Here is a 17,486-nt window from a genome sequence, read left to right as displayed (position 1 = left end):
GTGATTTCTGGCGCCCGATCCTATGAAATTTCCTGCAGATGTACAGCGTTTGTTAATAAAAGGTCACAAAAGCGGTGAAAGGATCACTTAACTGCGATGGCTGACAAATCCACTACGGCCAGGTCGCGACATCCCAGCGTTGTCAGGGTGGCGCGGGTGGCATCCAGCTGGCTGAGCGTGCCGGAACGACACTCGGCCAGCGCCGCCTGCTGCACGCTGTCCAGCGGCTCGTTGTGCATATTCATCAGAATCAACGCCGCCTGCAACGGTGGCAGGCTGGGATTGAATGCCGCGTTTTCCGCATAACGTCCGCTAAAAATCTGCCCGCTACGGCTACGCAGCGCCACACCGCTGTAGCTCTGGCTGTAGGGCGCATGGCTTTGGTTCGCGGCTTCAATCGCCGCCTGTTGCAGGGTGTCGCCCTGTAAAACAAAACCGTGATCAATCGGGGTAAGCAGGCGTTCGCTGATATTCAAATCCGCCGGGCCGAAGGCATCTGGCAGATAATCACCCAGCGTGCTGATGGCTCGGCCGGGCAGGCTGATACGGATGGCGGTGCCGCTGTTCAGCTCGTTCATAAACTGGCGGCAGTGGCCGCATGGCGTGTAGTTGACGGTGATGGCGTCGAGTTGTTCTTCACCGCGCAGCCACGCGTGGGTGATGGCGCTCTGCTCAGCATGTACCGTTTGTTGCAGGGGCGCGCCCTGAAACTCCATATTGGCGCCGAAATACCAGTTGCCGCTGACGCCGCGTGCAATCGCTCCCACATTGAAGTTTGAAACCGTGGCCACCGCGCAGGAGGCGGCAATCGGCAGCAACGCCAGTGCCAGCGCATCGGCATCCAGGCCGGTTGCCTGCTGTAACTGCGTCACTTCACTGGCCAGTAACACGCCATGAAAATCGGCGCTGGCGAGCAGCGGTTGCAGCGCCTGTTGCAGATTGATCGGCAGGGCAGAGAAAGCAGTGGTGAATCTTGGATGCATGATGGACCTCGTAAACTCGTCAGCGGCGGCGCGCCGCCTGAAGGGTTATATGTGATCTGTATCGCCCTGACAATGCAAGCTTTCTTGCTTGTTTCAACTTTGCGAGATCTCTCGCAAGTTTTACCCCAGCCAGTGCATCAGGAGCGGGAACAAAAAAGGGGCCAGCAGCGAAGTAATGATGCCGCAAATCACCAGCGCCAGAGAGCTGAACGCCCCTTCCTGATAGTCTATCTCTGCGGCGCGCGCGGTGCCGAGTGCGTGTGAGGCGTTGCCTATCGCCAGCCCGCGTGACGCCTTGCTTTTCACCCCCATCAGGTTCAGCAGCATATGACCGAACACCGCGCCGAGCACCCCGGCGATCAGCACGCAAATGGCGCTGATGGCGGGAATGCCGTGCAGTGAACCGGAAACCGCCATCGCAATCGGGGTGGTGACGGATTTTGGCATAATGGTGGCGGCGATCTCTGGCGTCGCTCCCAGCCATAAGGCAATGGCGGTGCCGGAAATCATCGCCGTCATGCTGCCAATAAAACAGACGCTGATAATGGTTTTCCAGCGAGCGCGGATCTGATGCATCTGCTCATACAGCGGCAGCGCCAGCGCCACCACCGCCGGTTGCAGGAACTGATTCAGCACGGCGCTGCCAGCGAAGTAGCGGGCGTAGGGCATATGCGTCAGCAGCAAAATCGGGATGACGATTGCCATCGCGACCAGCAGCGGATTAATGATCGAGATATTGATTTTTGCCGCCAGCCTGCGCGCCAGAAAATAGGCCAGCAACGTGAGCGGCAATGACCACCAGATATCACTCATCCTCTGGCTCCTTCAGCGTGTTCGGGCGTTGCATACGTTCGGCGCTCAGGCCGACGATCACCAGCACCAGGAAGGTGCTGATCAGGCAGGAGACGACAATCGGACCGAACTGGGCGGTGAGGATGTCGGTATAACTCATCACCCCCACGCTTATCGGTACAAACAGCAGCGCCATATAGCGGATAAATAAATGGCAGCCGGGTTTAACCCAGTGCACCGGCAGGATTTGCAGCGCCAGCAGGGTAAACAGCAGCAGCATTCCGATGATGCTACCAGGAATGGTGATAGGAAGCAGAGCAGCAATGCCAATCCCGGCATAAAGTGCGGCATAAATGATGACAAAGGCACGAAAATAGCGCCAGCAGACAGATAGCACGGTGAGCATGACAGGCTCCTGTTTTCATAGGGCTTCATCATACGCATTAAGCGCTTAGCGTGCCAGAGATCACATTGCGGGCTGGATTCCAGCTTATGCAACGCATTCTGACAACGGCGATAAAAATGGATAGGTTGGCGGCGCTGGATAAGGAGGTCACGAAGAAAGGAACAACGCTAACCCCGCGAGAGCGGCGTCAGAAAATGCCGGAGGCCGAACTGCGGTTATGGCATTTTTTACGCAATCGCCATTTGTGTGGATATAGGTTTCGTCGCCAGCATCCGGTTGGGCGTTACAGGGTTGATTTCGCCTGCATTGAACGTCTGTTGATTATTGAGCGGGATGGCGGGTGATCCGTTTCTGGAATCATCCGGTGTTTATGGCGTTTGATGCGGTGATGGAGGCGATTTATCAGCAGTTAAGGATGACTGCGTAGCTGGCCCTCTCCCGCAGGCGGGAGAGGGCGGCCGCGATACCTTACTTAACCGGCATTCCCGGCTGAGCACCGCTATCCACGGACAGAACAAACAGGTCTTTCCCGCCCGGTCCGGCTGACAGCACCATGCCTTCCGATACCCCGAAACGCATCTTACGCGGTGCCAGGTTAGCCACAATAATGGTCATTTTGCCGACCAGTACCGACGGATCCGGGTAAGCCGCACGAATGCCGGAGAAAATCTGGCGCTTCTCGCCGCCCAGATCCAGCTCCAGACGCAGCAGCTTGTCCGAACCCTCTACGAGTTCCGCTTTCTCAATCAGCGCGACACGCATATCGACTTTGGCAAAATCATCAATAGTGATGGTCTCGCCAATTGGCGCATCGGCCAGCGGGCCGGTAGCAGCAGGCTTGTTAGCCACCGCCGCATCTTCTTTCGATGCCTCAACCAGCGCATCAACTTTGGTCATTTCAATACGGCCATACAGCGCTTTGAACGGGGCCACGTTGTGATCCAGCAGCGGCTGCTGAATGGCATCCCAGCTCAGTTCGCTTTGCAGGAAGGCTTCAGCACGCGCGCTCAGCGATGGCAGCACCGGTTTCAGCCAGGTCATCAGCACGCGGAACAGGTTAATACCCATGGAGCAGATGGCTTGCAGGTCGGCGTCACGGCCTTCCTCTTTCGCCACCACCCAGGGTGCCTGCTCATCGACATAACGGTTGGCGAGGTCCGCCAGCGCCATGATCTCGCGGATTGCACGGTTATATTCACGGCTGGCCCAGGCTTCACCAATCTTCTCAGACGCATCGGTAAAGGTTTTATACAGCGCCGGATCGGCCAGCTCAGCCGAAAGCTTGCCGCCAAAGCGTTTGGTCAGGAAGCCTGCGTTGCGTGACGCCAGGTTCACCACTTTGTTAACGATGTCAGCATTTACGCGCTGCACGAAATCTTCCAGGTTGAGGTCGATATCGTCGATACGTGATGACAGTTTCGCCGCGTAGTAATAGCGCAGGCTGTCTGCATCGAGATGCTGTAACCAGGTGCTGGCCTTGATAAAGGTGCCGCGTGATTTTGACATCTTCGCACCGTTGACCGTCACATAACCGTGAACAAACAGGTTGGTCGGTTTACGGAACTGGCTGCCTTCCAGCATGGCCGGCCAGAACAGGCTGTGGAAATAGACGATGTCTTTACCGATAAAGTGATACAGCTCGGTAGTGGAATCCTTCTTCCAGAACTCGTCGAAATCGATGTTGCCGCGCTTGTCACACAGGTTTTTGAATGACCCCATGTAGCCAATCGGCGCATCCAGCCAGACGTAGAAATATTTACCCGGCGCGTCAGGAATTTCGAAGCCAAAATAGGGCGCATCACGGGAGATGTCCCACTGCTGCAGGCCAGATTCGAACCACTCCTGCATCTTGTTCGCCACCTGCTCCTGCAATGCGCCAGAACGGGTCCACGCCTGCAACATGGCGCTAAAGGAGGGCAGATCAAAGAAGAAGTGCTCGGAATCACGCATCACCGGCGTCGCACCAGAAACCACGGATTTCGGCTCAATCAACTCGGTCGGGCTGTAGGTCGCGCCGCACACTTCACAGTTGTCGCCATACTGATCCGGCGATTTGCATTTCGGGCAGGTACCTTTGACGAAACGGTCCGGCAGAAACATGCCTTTTTCCGGATCGTACAGCTGCGAAATGGTGCGATTTTTGATAAAGCCGTTCTCTTTCAGACGGCCATAAATCAGCTCCGACAGCTGGCGGTTTTCGTCGCCGTGCGTCGAGTGATAGTTGTCATAGCTGATGTCGAAGCCTGCGAAGTCAGTTTCGTGCTCCTGCTTCATCTCAGCAATCATCTGCTCTGGCGCAATGCCGAGCTGCTGGGCTTTCAGCATGATCGGCGTGCCATGCGCGTCATCGGCGCAGATGAAGTAAACCTGATTGCCACGCATTCGCTGGTAACGCACCCAAATGTCTGCCTGGATATGCTCGAGCATGTGGCCGAGATGGATTGAACCGTTCGCGTAAGGCAGCGCGCACGTTACCAGAATTTTTTTAGCGACTTGAGTCATAGTTTGCGTAGCTTTCTATAAATGAAAAATCGGGCTTAAGATGTTAACCGAAGCACTCTCTGGCGTAAACACAACCGGACAGCGCCGTCACTTTTAGCCCCTATCTGATATTATTGATGTTACACCGCTGACATTTAGCGACAGAAAAAAAGTAAGGAGCGGGGATGACCCTACAATCCCGGGAACAGCATTCACCTGAAGCCCTGCGCGCCGTGGTGATGGGCGTGCTGAGTGGCTTTGAACACCCGACACTGAAACACAATCTCACGACACTGAAAGCCCTGCGCCATGTGGCGTTGCTGGATGACAAACTGCATATCGAGCTGGTGATGCCTTTCGCCTGGGCGAGTGCGTTTGAAGAAATGAAAGCGCAAACCAGCGCCGAATTACTGCGTCTGACCCAGACCCGCGCCATTGACTGGCGGCTGCGCCACGATATCGCCACCCTGAAGCGGGTGAAAAATCATCCGGGCACCACCGGGGTGAAAAACATCATTGCCGTCAGTTCCGGCAAAGGGGGCGTCGGCAAATCCAGCACCGCGGTGAATATGGCGCTGGCGCTGGCGGCGGAAGGGGCGCGCGTCGGCATCCTCGATGCGGATATCTATGGCCCGTCGGTGCCCAATATGCTCGGCACGGAAAACCAGCGGCCTACGTCGCCGGACGGCACCCATATGGCGCCGATTATGGCGCACGGACTGGCAACCAACTCCATCGGTTATCTGGTGACCGACGATAACGCGATGGTATGGCGCGGACCAATGGCCAGCAAAGCGCTGATGCAGTTGCTGAATGAAACCCTGTGGCCGGATCTGGATTATCTGGTGCTCGACATGCCGCCAGGCACCGGCGATATCCAGCTGACGCTGGCGCAAAACGTTCCGGTTACCGGCGCGCTGGTGGTCACCACGCCGCAGGATATTGCGCTGATTGATGCGCGCAAAGGTATTGTGATGTTCGAGAAAGTCAGCGTGCCGGTGCTCGGCGTGGTGGAAAATATGAGCATCCATATCTGTAGCGAATGCGGCCATCATGAGCCGATTTTCGGCACCGGCGGCGCGCAGCAACTGGCGCAGGATTACAACACCCGTCTGCTGGCTCAGCTGCCGCTGCACATTAATCTGCGCGAAGATCTTGATGATGGCGAGCCGACGGTTATCCGCCGTCCCGACAGCGAATTCACTGCCCTGTATCGCCAGCTGGCCGGTCGTGTTGCGGCGCAGCTTTACTGGCAGGGTGAAGTGATCCCCGCCGATATCGCCTTCCGCGCGGTCTGATCGGCTGACTATCCGCTGGCGCGGGTTGCCAGCGGATAATGCATCAGCAGATATTTCCCCTGATCGCTCTCGCCCTGCGCCACTTTTTGCCAGCCATGTTTCAGATAAAAGGTTTGCGCAGGCTGATTTTGTAGCAGGCACTTCAACGCCCCGGTGGAGGTGAAGCGCGCCTGCACCGCTTCCAGCAACGCACTCCCTACGCCCTGGCCCTGAAAATCCGGGGCGACGTACAGGCTATGCAGGAAGTTGTCGTTGTCCAGCACTCCCGCGAATCCGGCGCGATGGCCTTCAATCTCCGCCACCAGTACCGTTTCGCCAATGATCACCCGATCGAAATCTTCCAGCTGCCAGTCATCGCTGTCGATCCAGGTCCAGTTGGTTCGACGGGCGGCGAGAAACAGCGTGCGCAGAAAAGGGCGGTCAGCTTCCTCAAATAGTCGAATATACACAGATGAACTCCAGCAGGCGGATTAGTCAAAAGTAGCAGTTCTGCCGCAAAAAGATAAACCACGTTAAATCAAGGTGGTTTCTGTGTAGAATGCCGCGGCAGGCCGCATAAATCGGGCGTTGTCGCGTTTGATAGCTTTTGTTTATCTGATTGATAACGGCTGCATATTAGATGTTGGCCCGAAAATTATGTAACCTGCATCACATCTTTTAACGGAGGTCACCCGATGTCTATCATTAATACCAAAATTAAACCGTTCAAAAACGCAGCTTTCAAAAACGGCGAATTTATCGACGTAACCGAGAAAGACGTTGAGGGTAAATGGAGTGTTTTCTTCTTCTACCCAGCTGACTTCACGTTTGTTTGCCCGACCGAACTGGGCGACGTGGCTGATCATCACGAAGAATTCCAGAAACTGGGCGTAGATATCTACTCTGTTTCGACCGACACCCACTTTACCCACAAAGCCTGGCACGGTTCTTCTGAAACCATCGCGAAAATCAAATACGCGATGATCGGCGACCCGACTGGCGCTCTGACCCGTAACTTCGAAATCATGCGTGAAGCTGAAGGTCTGGCAGATCGCGGTACGTTCATCGTTGACCCGGAAGGCGTTATCCAGGCGATCGAAATCACTGCTGAAGGCATTGGTCGTGACGCATCTGACCTGCTGCGTAAAGTGAAAGCGGCTCAGTATGTTGCTTCTCACCCAGGTGAAGTTTGCCCGGCTAAATGGAAAGAAGGCGACGCGACTCTGGCTCCGTCACTGGACCTGGTTGGCAAAATCTAAGTCACCCGCAGCCCTTCGATCTTTCTCTAATCGGGTGCTACGGCACCCGATTTTCTTCACCAGCAACAGGAACTCACTATGCTCGACACCAATTTAAAAACCCAACTCAAGGCATACCTTGAGAAATTAACGAAACCGGTTGAGTTAATTGCCACACTGGATGATGGCGCCAAATCCACAGAGATTCGGACCCTGTTGGCAGATATCGCGAGCCTGTCTGATAAAGTCAGCTTCCGTGAAGAGAACGATCGTCCGGTACGTAAACCCTCTTTCCTGATTACCAATCCCGGCAGCCATAGCGGCCCGCGTTTTGCTGGTTCGCCGATGGGCCACGAATTTACGTCACTGGTGCTGGCACTGTTGCAGACCGGTGGACACCCTTCAAAAGAAGCGCAGAGCCTGCTGGATCAGGTCGCGTCGCTGGAAGGTGAGTTCCATTTCGAAACCTATTATTCCCTGTCATGCCACAACTGCCCGGACGTAGTGCAGGCACTGAACCTGATGGCGATCCTCAATCCGGGTGTGAGCCACACCGCGATTGACGGTGGCATGTTCCAGAACGAAATTACCGAACGCAACGTGATGGGCGTGCCGGCGGTTTACCTCAACGGTAAAGAGTTCGGTCAGGGGCGCATGAGCCTGGCGGAAATCGTCGGCAAAGTGGACACCAACGCAGATAAACGTGCGGCGGAAGAACTGAACAAACGTGATGCCTATGAAGTGCTGATCATCGGCAGCGGCCCGGCAGGCGCAGCAGCAGCGATTTACTCGGCGCGTAAAGGTATCCGTACCGGCCTGATGGGCGAGCGTTTTGGCGGCCAGGTGCTCGACACCGTTGATATCGAAAACTACATCTCCGTACCGAAAACTGAAGGCGCGAAGCTGGCCGGTTCACTGCGCGCACACGTAGATGATTACGATGTTGATGTTATCGATACCCAGAGCGCAATCAAGCTGATCCCCGCCGCTAAAGAGGGTGGTCTGCACGCGATTGAAACTGCCTCTGGCGCAGTGCTGAAATCACGCAGCATCATCCTGGCGACCGGCGCGCGCTGGCGTAACATGGGTGTGCCGGGCGAAGAAGCCTATCGCACCAAAGGCGTAACTTACTGCCCGCACTGTGATGGCCCGCTGTTTAAAGGCAAACGTACTGCGGTGATCGGTGGCGGCAACTCGGGTGTGGAAGCGGCTATTGACCTTGCGGGTCTCGTTGAACATGTGACGCTGCTGGAATTTGCCAGCGAAATGCGTGCCGACAAAGTACTACAGGACAAACTGCGCAGCCTGAAAAACGTCGATGTGATCCTGAACGCACAGACCACCGAAGTGAAAGGCGACGGCAGCAAAGTGACCGGCCTCGCCTATATTGACCGTACCAACCAGACCAGCCACGAAATCGCGCTGAGCGGTATCTTCGTGCAGATCGGCCTGCTGCCGAACACCACCTGGCTGGAAGGCGCGGTTGAGCGCAACCGTATGGGTGAAATTATTATTGATGCCAAATGCGAAACCAGCCTGAAAGGCGTGTTCGCAGCGGGCGACTGCACCACGGTGCCGTACAAGCAGATCATCATTGCCAGCGGTGAAGGCGCGAAAGCCTCACTGAGCGCCTTTGATTATCTGATCCGCACCAAACCGGCTGAATAAGTTTTTATGCGATAGCCACGCAGCAGCCCCGCAATTTATGTTGCGGGGCTTTTTTTTGCCTGATCATTTTAATGCCGCCCCCTGTGCATCCGCGTCAGACAGCCAGGAAGAATAAAACGAATAAGCGGAGTTGAGAGGTAAATCGGGTGACTCAATGTATTTAGCAAATCGGCCATAGCAGTGGCAATGGCAGGAAGCCAGTGCTGGCAGGGTATCATGTCAGAACCTGCCTGCAATCTGGGGTCCGGCGATATCAGACCCGTTAACCCAACCAGCGACGCGCTTCAGCATCACTAATATCGCGGTAATAAATCCGATGGATGCGCTCACCACATCCTTTGCAATGCGCATGAACATGCGTGGAGGGGTAATGTCGGCCGGAGGGAGAAATCGCGCCTTTACGCGAAATCGTAATGTTGTGCCATTTATGTGCGTGCGGAATAAAGCTGAATAATTTTAATTTCATTGTGTCTGCCGGAAATGGTTTATTTATACCCTTCAAGTCCGGAACGAAATTAGGCCGTTTTTTGCCCGTTCAGGGCTTGATATTAATCAAGCTACAGTGATGTCGGTCGCAATTTGGCATTAATTATTCTTTTTTAATAAAAAGGCGCGCGGGAAATAATGCCAGCGCGCAAAATATTTTGATTTACCCTGTCTTATTTCTATAACGACAATAGCCTTGATAAGTAATTAAGTTGTTTAACCTCCTTTTTAATATATCCAATATATAACCACGTATTTGCGTTGGATTAGATATGTCTTCCAGGACTCTTTCCGACCAAAACTGATCCAGCGCAATTTTTCAGTTTTACAGGCTTTCGGCACGACTCATGCGCTTACCATCCGGGCTGATACTGCGCACCATCACCTTATCGCTAATGCCGATTATCGGCTGCACCTGCGGGTGGTAGTCCTGCCAGCTGTTGCCATTATCCAGGCTGTACTGAAGTGGCAGGCCGGGCAGAGCGACATTCATTTCCAGCTTGCCTGCCACCACGCGCGCACCCGGTACCGGCAGACGGTAGTGGATACCTGCTTTATCCAGCTTGCCCAGTTCACGCTGGCCTAGCAGATTGGCAAAGCGTTGCCAGTCACGGGTGAGCTGCGTCTGGTCGACGTGAAAGGTTTCGCCGCCTTTGTAGCTGCGGCCCTGTTGATAATCCAGCTCCCAGCTGGCGCGATGCCAGCTACGTTCAGCCACTGACAACAGACGCGGGAAGATCATGTAATCCATCTGCTCATCGGTGCGTACGGTTTCGCTCCACAGTTGAGCAGACAGACCATAGGCCCCACGCCAGGGATTGTCTGAGGTGGCTTCGAAGGACTTACCGTCGCGGTCAACCGAGGTCTCAGCATTTTGCGGCAGGTTATCGGGAGCGAAGCCGAACATCTTGCGCTCGTCATTGAAGCGTGTGCCCCAGTAATAACCGCGCTCCAGCGGATTGACCTCATACGGGAAGTCCATGTAGACGTAATCGGGGTTGGAGATCACCACGTCGTAATCTTTTTGCGTCCAGTCGCTGGCGCTGGCAAAGCCGCCCCAGTAGAGGGTGTCCCAGAAGTTGACGCGGACGCGCGAGGTAGCGAAAGCATGGGCATTGGCGGCGTCTTTCAGTCCATCCTGCCACGCCTGCATCACCGGTATGCCATGCGCTTTGACCAGCTGGCTGACCTCCAGCGCGAAGTGACTTGGCAGATGCTCAAGATCCTGCACCTGCCCGGATTTCACCAGAGCCAGGCAAACCTGCGATTTGGCCCACGGCTTGTCCTGCCTGCTTTGATCAAGTAGGCCTTTGCCTGCTTCCGGTTTTTTCAGGTCGGTATAGCCTGCGCCAAGGCGGATGTTCTTCGCTTCATCCCCGCCGAAGTGCCAGGTGCTCAGCGGCTGACCCGCTTCGCGATGCATGCGCTGAACTTCGCCGATCACCTTGTCAACAAAGCGCTGCGAGGAGTCGAGGCAGGGATTGAGATAGCTGGTGCGATCGTACAGCTGCACCGAAGTGGTGTTGGATGTATCGGTCGGGTCCACCAGACGGAATTCGCTGGCCGCATCTGCTTTCCCGGCTTTCATCAGGTTCTGATAACGCGCTTCCATCGAGATAACGGCCGCGCGCGCGTGGGCGGGCATATCAATTTCCGGGATCACTTCAATGTTGCGCGCCTGGGCGTATTTTACGATCTCGATGTAGTCGGCGCGGCTGAAATATCCGCTGCCATTGTTATCACTGAAGGGGCCGGAACCCAGCTGCGGCACCAGGCACTGCTGTTCACTCAGGTCATGGCAGCGTTTGCTGCCTATCTCGGTCAACTCCGGCAGACCAGGGATTTCAAGACGCCAGCCTTCATCATCGCTCAGGTGAAAGTGGAATTTGTTCATCTTCCAGGCAGCCATCTGGTCCAGCATCCTGAGCACCGCTTGCTTGCTATGGAAGTTGCGTGCGACATCGAGGAAAGCGCCGCGATAGGCAAAACGTGGCGCATCCTTTGCGTCCAGCGTCGCGATGATCGGTTGCCCTTCGGCAGGCACCAGCGACAGCAACGACATCAGACCATAGAACACGCCAGCCGAGTCATAGCCGATGATATCGGTGCCGCGCGGCGTAATACGCAACTGATACGCACCGGATACCTCTTCCTCACCTTTGAATCCGCCGGAGGTAACACGGGTTGAGATGCGATAACCGCGTGGGTTCGGCTGAATACCCAGCAGGGCAGCGCGTTGCCGCACTGCATCAGCCTGGTCCGACGCCAGCACATCAAGATGCAGGGCCACGCCCTGACTCAGATCGACATCCGCCGCATGGATTTTCACCGTGCGCGGCGTTGGAGTGATTTGTCCGCGTAACCCGGCAGCAGGCAGCAAACGAATATCGGCATTTTTGTCGAAGCGGCTGACTGGCTGCATCAGCACGTTTTTGTCGTCAGCGGTACGTTTCCACTGATCGCCAAAAGGCTGGACGAAGTCCGTTAAATTTTCTGTGTCGGTGCTACTGATAATTTTCGGTGATGCGCCTTCGGCGGTAACGTACCAGCGCGGCATCACATCGGTAATAAACAGCTGCCAGTATTCATTGACGATGGGGATCTCGACCGTTGCGCCAGCGGCGAAACCGGTGAATTTGTCGGTGGGTTCCAGGCGGGTTAAATCGCCGACGATGTGCGTCATCTTAAACTGGTCGTTATCCACGCGCAGGGTTTCGTGCACGTTGCTCATATAAATCGCCCAGTTTTTGCTGGTGATGGCCGGGCCGTTATTGGTCAGACGGATGGTGGCCCGATTGCACGATGCCCAGTCTGCGCCCAGACTGGCGCAGTCCACACCGTGGCTGGCGGCCTGATTATCGGTAACCTGGTATTGCACGCCAAACTGGCTGATTTGATCGACCACCTCCTGCTGACTTTGCGGCACCGAGGTGCAGGCACTCAGGCCCATCACGCTAAGCGCCAGAAGACTTAATTGTAACTTTTTCATGCTGTGATCCTTATGCACGGATGACTTGAACTGGCACCTGCCAGCTGAGGGTCAGAACAGGGTAAAGGGGGCGATGACCATAAATTTAATGTCTTTCTCGTCCTGGAAAATATTGCCGTAACCACCGCTGAAACTGGGCAGATTGCTGTGGTTGTCATATTGGGTGTAATGCAGTTTGAACATGGTGTCTTTGGCGCGGCCTTCCTGCAGCGTATACACCAGGTCGAGGCTCCAGGCGGATTCTGTCAGGCGTTGCTGCTGGTTATAGAGGGGATTGGTCGAGGGTTTCGCATCCCAGCCGTAAGCGTAGGACCCGCCAGCCTGCCAGCCGGGCAATTGCCAGTTGGCGAGATCAACCATCACCCCCGCAAATAGCGCTTTCTCGCCATTGGCGTTCCAGTCGGAACGTGAATCCCACCATACATCCAGGCGACCGTTCGAGCTGGCATAAGGCGGCGTCATGCGTTGCAGGAAAAAGCCCTGATTGCCTTCGGCTTTAACCCAGGTACCTTCGAGGCGGAAATCAAAAGCGCCGAGGGTGTAGCCAAACGTCATGGCCTGCAACCAGGCTAACCCGTCGTAGACATCGTTGACGCTGCTGGCACCGCCGCGTTCACGATCCTGCGCGCCGTAGAATTGATAGCTGGTGCGCAGCGGTTGGCCTGCCAGCGGCAACTGCCACGAGGCTTTGGCGAAGTACTGGTCCATATAATTCGCCGCCTGGCCATACGCGCCTTCCAGCACCAGATGGTTCTTAAAGTCGTATTTCGCACCGAACGATTGCAGCCATGGGATATCGGTCACGCCATCGGCTTTGCGGAAGTTGTACATATGCTGATACCAGGGCGCTTTGTACTGATCCGTCCACATCCATGAGAAGGAGAGGGCGCCGGCATCGTTAAAATCAAAGGCGGCACCGGTTTCCACGCCACGATAGGTGCCCGGCAGGAAGCCCCAGTGCGATGCCAGTAGCGTCTGGCCGGTCGGTTGCAGATAACCTGCGCGCAACCAGTAGTCCTGCCATTGGGTTTTTAGTGCGGCTTTATACAGGCTGGCGCCATTTTTATCGCCAGTCCACTGCTCATCCCAGCGGGTGCGTGCATTGCTGAAGCCAATTTCGTTCGGTGCCGCCGGGCCACCGTTGGTCAGCTCCAGGGCTCCATAAGCGGCGAGATCGAGACCGATGAAATTCGCCAGATAGCCAGACGAAAAATCGAGGCTGGCATTGGCAGAGGCGTGGTGCAGGTTGGCGTCGTACTGGCCGTACTTACCTTCCTGCGGGTCCATCTCTTTGCGATCGCGCTGGCGTTGCCAGTAATAGAGTGCGCCGTTAAGCGAGGAGTCATCAATGAAACCTTGTGCCAGAGCTGGCGTAGCGGGGATGAAGGTTGTGGCGAAGAGGGTGGTGGCAATGGCCGCAGAGAGCGGCGTGCGAATAATCCTGCGCATGGTGAATCCTCCGTGATAATTCCCTTAGTGACGATTATTTTCCGTAACTGTTACTTAATGTAACCAGTGGCGTGATGCTATTTTTCGCGGCGCGAATTATCAATGACGTTTATTACAATTTATGACACGACACGCAAAATAAGGATTTTAATCTTTCTTCATCATATAGTTACGTGAATGTTGAGTTTGTAACCAGTTTGTGGGAAGGCATAGGTTTACGCGTATCATTCAGACAAAGGTGGCGGTGATCAGGCCAGCACAGAAGAGTCAAAATGCTCGATTACTATACTTAAGTTCAATGACTGCACCTTGATCTGGGTGCGTATATTGTCTAGGATTTTTGCCTGGAGCCAGCGCGATGCTGGCTCCAGGTCTGAAGGGGGGGACGTAATGCAGGAACAAACCGCTAACTTCCTTTGCTAAAGCGAGCAGGTAAGTTGGCGATCGTCATGTTTTCAACATTAACCTCAGGAGCTGCAAAATGGCTGATGATTTAAAGAGAAGACAACCGGAAGACACGCGCTTTATTAGTCTTAGTGAAACCTGGGAGGTCGAATACTGGACTAAGACCCTGGAAGTAACCGCATCAGAACTTCGCACCGCAGTGGCAAACGTAGGGAATGGCACGGAAAAAGTTAAGCAATATCTGCGCAAATGACTTTCAGGTAAGACACACCTAACTAACCCCGTTTTACGGGGTTTTTTTATTGCCTGGCTGGCGCGACTTCCCGTATGCTGGCGGGATGTAATGAACGTTACTCACGACTCGGGGTGCCGCTTTCCGCAAGGAAAAGGCTGAGATACACCCGTTGACCTGAACTGGATAATGCCAGCGTAGGGAAGTCAGATGCCTGACCGCATTCGCCTTCTTGATCGCCGGTTGGGAGCCTTATGAAACAGCCTGACCTTCTTCCCCCCGCGCAGCTCGCGCACTCTCTGCAACGACTCCGTCAGGACGCACCGCTGGTCCACTGCATGACCAATGACGTCGTGCAAACCTTTACCGCCAATGTGCTGCTGGCGCTGCGCGCCTCACCGGCGATGGTCATCGACGCTGACGAAGCCGCGCAGTTCAGTGGCTTTGCCGATGCTCTTTTGATCAACGTAGGGACGCTGACCCGCGATCGCCGGGACGCGATGCAGGCTGCCGTGCTGGCCGCCAATAACGCCGCTACGCCCTGGACGCTCGATCCGGTGGCGGTGGGCGCACTCACGCTGCGCACCGAATTCTGTCAGCATCTGCTGAGTCAGCAACCCGCAGCCATTCGCGGCAACGCCTCGGAAATTCTTGCGCTGGCGAACCAGGCCGCGGGCGGGCGCGGCGTCGACAGCCTGCATCAGGCGGATGCGGCGCTCAGCGCGGCGCAGCAGCTGGCGCGTGACTATCACAGCATCGTGGCGGTGACCGGCGAGGTGGATTACGTCACCGACGGCTCGCGCACCTTCGCGATCCCCGGAGGCAGCCCGCTGATGACACGGGTTGTGGGTACCGGCTGTGCGCTGTCTGCGGTGGTAGCGGCGTTTACCAGCCTGCCGGGCGACCGCCTGCAACATGTGGCCGCTGCCTGCCGCGTGATGTCGCTGGCGGGTGAACGCGCCGCGCAGCAGGCGCAGGGGCCGGGCAGCTTTGTCGCCGCTTTCCTTGATGGGCTTTGGACACTGGAGGAGGCGCTATGAAACGTATCAACGCACTCACCATTGCCGGTACCGACCCCAGCGGCGGCGCGGGTATTCAGGCCGACCTCAAAACGTTTTCAGCGCTCAGCGCCTACGGCACCAGCGTGATCACCGCGCTGGTGGCGCAGAATACCTGCGGCGTGCAGTCGGTCTATCGCATCGAACCGGATTTTGTTGGCGCGCAACTGGATTCGGTGCTGGACGATGTGCGCATCGACAGTGCCAAAATCGGGATGCTGGCGGAAACCGCCGTGGTGGAGGTGGTGGCCGATAAGCTGAAGCGTGCCAGCCTGCCGTTCGTGGTGCTGGACACGGTGATGCTCGCCAAAAGCGGCGATCCGCTGCTGTCGCCGGATGCGGTCGCCAGCATTCGTGAGTTGCTGTTGCCCCAGGTTTCACTGATCACGCCGAATCTGCCGGAGGCTGCCGCGTTGTTAGGCCGCAGCATGGCGCAGGATGAGAAAACCATGTTGATGCAGGGCGATGCGCTGCTGGACCTCGGCTGTGAAGCGGTACTAATGAAGGGAGGACATCTGAGTGATGCGGAAAGCCCGGACTGGCTGATCACCCGCAGCGGACGTCAGCGTTTTACCGCGGCGCGCGTAAACACCCGTCATACCCACGGCACCGGTTGTACGCTCTCGGCGGCGCTGGCCGCGCTGCGTCCGCGCCACGAGGACTGGGCAGCAACGGTGGCGGAGGCCAAAGCCTGGCTGCAACAGGCGTTGCTGCACGCCGATTCTCTTGAGGTAGGGAAAGGCATCGGCCCGGTGCACCATTTTCATCGCTGGTGGTAGGACGCCGCGGATTGCCAATTTTTTCCTGCGAATCCGTCTGAAAAATGGAGTCAGCAATTTGCCAGCCTGGCGGGTTTCGGTCCAGGCTGTTGGGGGTGAGTCGACAGGTGTCGGCTCCAATCCAGCCATTAATCAGGAGTTAACATGACGGACATCGTTCAGTTATTGGGCAAAGAGGCGGACAGCCTTCTTCAACATCGCTGCATGACCATTCCAGCGGAAAGCCTTTATTTACCGGGCGCGGATTATGTTGATCGCGTAATGACCGACAACAATCGTTCTCCTGTGGTTTTACGTAATATGCAAACCCTCTACAACACCGGCCGGCTGGCAGGGACCGGTTATTTGTCGATTCTGCCGGTCGATCAGGGCGTGGAGCACTCAGCGGGCGCTTCCTTTGCGGCCAACCCACACTACTTCGATCCGAAAAACATTGTTGAGCTGGCGATTGAAGCGGGCTGCAACTGCGTGGCCTCAACCTACGGCGTACTGGCTTCGGTGGCGCGCCGCTACGCACACAAAATTCCGTTTATGGTGAAACTGAACCATAACGAGACGCTGAGCTATCCCACGCAGTACGACCAGACGCTCTACGCCAGCGTTGAACAGGCGTTCAATATGGGCGCGATTGCGGTCGGTGCCACCATCTATTTCGGTTCAGAGCAGTCACGTCGCCAGATTGAGGAGATCTCCGCCGCGTTTGAACGCGCCCATGAGCTGGGTATGGTGACGGTGCTGTGGGCCTACCTGCGCAACAATGACTTTAAGAAAGACGGGGTGGATTACCACGCCAGCGCCGATTTGACCGGCCAGGCGAACCACCTCGCCGCCACCATTGGTGCGGATATCGTTAAGCAGAAGATGGCGGAGAATAACGGCGGCTACACCGCAGTGAATTTCGGTCATACCGATGAACGCGTCTACAGCAAGCTGACCACGGAAAATCCGATTGACCTGGTGCGTTATCAACTGGCGAATTGCTATATGGGGCGCGCCGGGTTGATTAACTCCGGCGGTGCGTCAGCAGGCGCGACAGATGTGGCTGAATCGGTGCGTACGGCGGTAATTAACAAGCGCGCAGGCGGCATGGGGCTGATTCTGGGCCGTAAGGCGTTTAAGAAGTCGCTGAAAGAGGGCGTGGCGCTGATTAATGCGGTGCAGGATGTCTATCTGGCGAAAGATGTGACGATAGCGTAATTCCCCCTAACCCTCTCCCGTCTTGCGGGAGAGGGCCGGGTGAGGG

Annotated in this window: 15 protein-coding genes, 1 pseudogene and 1 riboswitch; of the genes and pseudogenes, 8 read left to right on the top strand and 8 right to left on the bottom strand. The window is 56.0% G+C overall.

The annotated features are described in order from the left end of the window. Nucleotides 1-83: 83 nt before the first annotated feature. The 3 genes from cdd to AC6I8V_RS13505 form a co-directional block, all read right to left on the bottom strand. Nucleotides 84-983: a cytidine deaminase gene (gene cdd, locus AC6I8V_RS13515; protein ID WP_497842758.1), complete on the bottom strand. Its 900-nt coding sequence runs from the start codon at nucleotides 981-983 to the stop codon at nucleotides 84-86. 120 nt (nucleotides 984-1,103) lie between these two features. Next, the gene (locus AC6I8V_RS13510) at nucleotides 1,104-1,796 is read right to left on the bottom strand and encodes a CidB/LrgB family autolysis modulator (RefSeq protein ID WP_497842757.1); all 693 of its coding nucleotides are present in this window, start codon (nucleotides 1,794-1,796) and stop codon (nucleotides 1,104-1,106) included. After that, the gene (locus tag AC6I8V_RS13505; RefSeq protein WP_497842756.1) at nucleotides 1,789-2,181 is read right to left on the bottom strand and encodes a CidA/LrgA family protein; all 393 of its coding nucleotides are present in this window, start codon (nucleotides 2,179-2,181) and stop codon (nucleotides 1,789-1,791) included. Before AC6I8V_RS13505 ends, AC6I8V_RS13510 begins: the two co-directional genes overlap by 8 nt. Before the next feature lie 86 nt (nucleotides 2,182-2,267). Here AC6I8V_RS13505 and AC6I8V_RS13500 point away from each other — a divergent pair. After that, a pseudogene (locus AC6I8V_RS13500) lies at nucleotides 2,268-2,608 on the top strand (endonuclease domain-containing protein). Between the two features lie 41 nt (nucleotides 2,609-2,649). Here the strand turns inward: AC6I8V_RS13500 and metG are convergent. After that, nucleotides 2,650-4,683 carry a methionine--tRNA ligase gene (gene metG / locus AC6I8V_RS13495; protein ID WP_497842754.1) on the bottom strand — a complete coding sequence of 678 codons (2,034 nt, stop codon included), beginning with the start codon at nucleotides 4,681-4,683 and terminating at the stop codon, nucleotides 2,650-2,652. A gap of 164 nt (nucleotides 4,684-4,847) precedes the next feature. On the opposite strand from metG, the gene apbC reads away from it, so the two are divergent. Continuing rightward, nucleotides 4,848-5,960, top strand: coding sequence for an iron-sulfur cluster carrier protein ApbC (gene apbC, locus AC6I8V_RS13490; RefSeq protein ID WP_497842752.1), 1,113 nt, complete (start codon nucleotides 4,848-4,850; stop codon nucleotides 5,958-5,960). 8 nt (nucleotides 5,961-5,968) lie between these two features. Here the strand turns inward: apbC and AC6I8V_RS13485 are convergent, their stop codons facing one another. Beyond that, the gene (locus tag AC6I8V_RS13485; RefSeq protein WP_497842751.1) at nucleotides 5,969-6,409 is read right to left on the bottom strand and encodes a GNAT family N-acetyltransferase; all 441 of its coding nucleotides are present in this window, start codon (nucleotides 6,407-6,409) and stop codon (nucleotides 5,969-5,971) included. Between the two features lie 225 nt (nucleotides 6,410-6,634). Between AC6I8V_RS13485 and ahpC the strand changes: the two genes are divergently transcribed. Then, complete coding sequence (gene ahpC / locus AC6I8V_RS13480; RefSeq protein WP_497842750.1) at nucleotides 6,635-7,198, top strand: alkyl hydroperoxide reductase subunit C; 564 nt, start codon at nucleotides 6,635-6,637, stop codon at nucleotides 7,196-7,198. A gap of 78 nt (nucleotides 7,199-7,276) precedes the next feature. Then, nucleotides 7,277-8,845, top strand: coding sequence for an alkyl hydroperoxide reductase subunit F (ahpF, locus tag AC6I8V_RS13475; protein ID WP_497842749.1), 1,569 nt, complete (start codon nucleotides 7,277-7,279; stop codon nucleotides 8,843-8,845). Between the two features lie 262 nt (nucleotides 8,846-9,107). Here the strand turns inward: ahpF and AC6I8V_RS13470 are convergent, their stop codons facing one another. The 3 genes from AC6I8V_RS13470 to chiP form a co-directional block, all read right to left on the bottom strand. Next, nucleotides 9,108-9,311 (bottom strand): hypothetical protein, encoded by a 204-nt coding sequence (locus tag AC6I8V_RS13470; protein WP_497842748.1) that lies wholly within the window; start codon nucleotides 9,309-9,311, stop codon nucleotides 9,108-9,110. Nucleotides 9,312-9,656: 345 nt separating this feature from the next. Beyond that, the gene (locus tag AC6I8V_RS13465) at nucleotides 9,657-12,320 is read right to left on the bottom strand and encodes a beta-N-acetylhexosaminidase (protein WP_497842747.1); all 2,664 of its coding nucleotides are present in this window, start codon (nucleotides 12,318-12,320) and stop codon (nucleotides 9,657-9,659) included. A gap of 51 nt (nucleotides 12,321-12,371) precedes the next feature. Then, nucleotides 12,372-13,769: a chitoporin ChiP gene (gene chiP / locus AC6I8V_RS13460; protein ID WP_497842746.1), complete on the bottom strand. Its 1,398-nt coding sequence runs from the start codon at nucleotides 13,767-13,769 to the stop codon at nucleotides 12,372-12,374. Nucleotides 13,770-14,250: 481 nt separating this feature from the next. On the opposite strand from chiP, the gene AC6I8V_RS13455 reads away from it, so the two are divergent. The 4 genes from AC6I8V_RS13455 (at nucleotide 14,251) to fbaB (ending at nucleotide 17,440) form a co-directional block, all read left to right on the top strand. Further along, entirely contained in the window at nucleotides 14,251-14,427 is a 177-nt protein-coding gene (locus AC6I8V_RS13455; protein WP_497842745.1) for a DUF3606 domain-containing protein, read from the top strand. A 99-nt stretch (nucleotides 14,428-14,526) separates the two neighbouring features. Then, nucleotides 14,527-14,627: riboswitch (TPP riboswitch) on the top strand. Between the two features lie 33 nt (nucleotides 14,628-14,660). Then, on the top strand, nucleotides 14,661-15,446 hold the full coding sequence (thiM, locus tag AC6I8V_RS13450) for a hydroxyethylthiazole kinase (protein WP_497842744.1): 786 nt from the start codon (nucleotides 14,661-14,663) through the stop codon (nucleotides 15,444-15,446). After that, nucleotides 15,443-16,243 carry a bifunctional hydroxymethylpyrimidine kinase/phosphomethylpyrimidine kinase gene (gene thiD, locus AC6I8V_RS13445; RefSeq protein WP_497842743.1) on the top strand — a complete coding sequence of 267 codons (801 nt, stop codon included), beginning with the start codon at nucleotides 15,443-15,445 and terminating at the stop codon, nucleotides 16,241-16,243. The genes thiM and thiD overlap by 4 nt, the downstream gene beginning before the upstream one ends. A 144-nt stretch (nucleotides 16,244-16,387) precedes the next feature. After that, nucleotides 16,388-17,440 carry a class I fructose-bisphosphate aldolase gene (gene fbaB, locus AC6I8V_RS13440; RefSeq protein WP_497842742.1) on the top strand — a complete coding sequence of 351 codons (1,053 nt, stop codon included), beginning with the start codon at nucleotides 16,388-16,390 and terminating at the stop codon, nucleotides 17,438-17,440. The last annotated feature ends 46 nt before the right edge of the window (nucleotides 17,441-17,486 follow it).

It is taken from the genome of Pantoea sp. X-Soil-TKNS-1207 (assembly GCF_059730485.1).
Note: the sequence above shows the minus strand (reverse complement) of the source record. Positions and strands in the feature narration are given on the sequence as shown.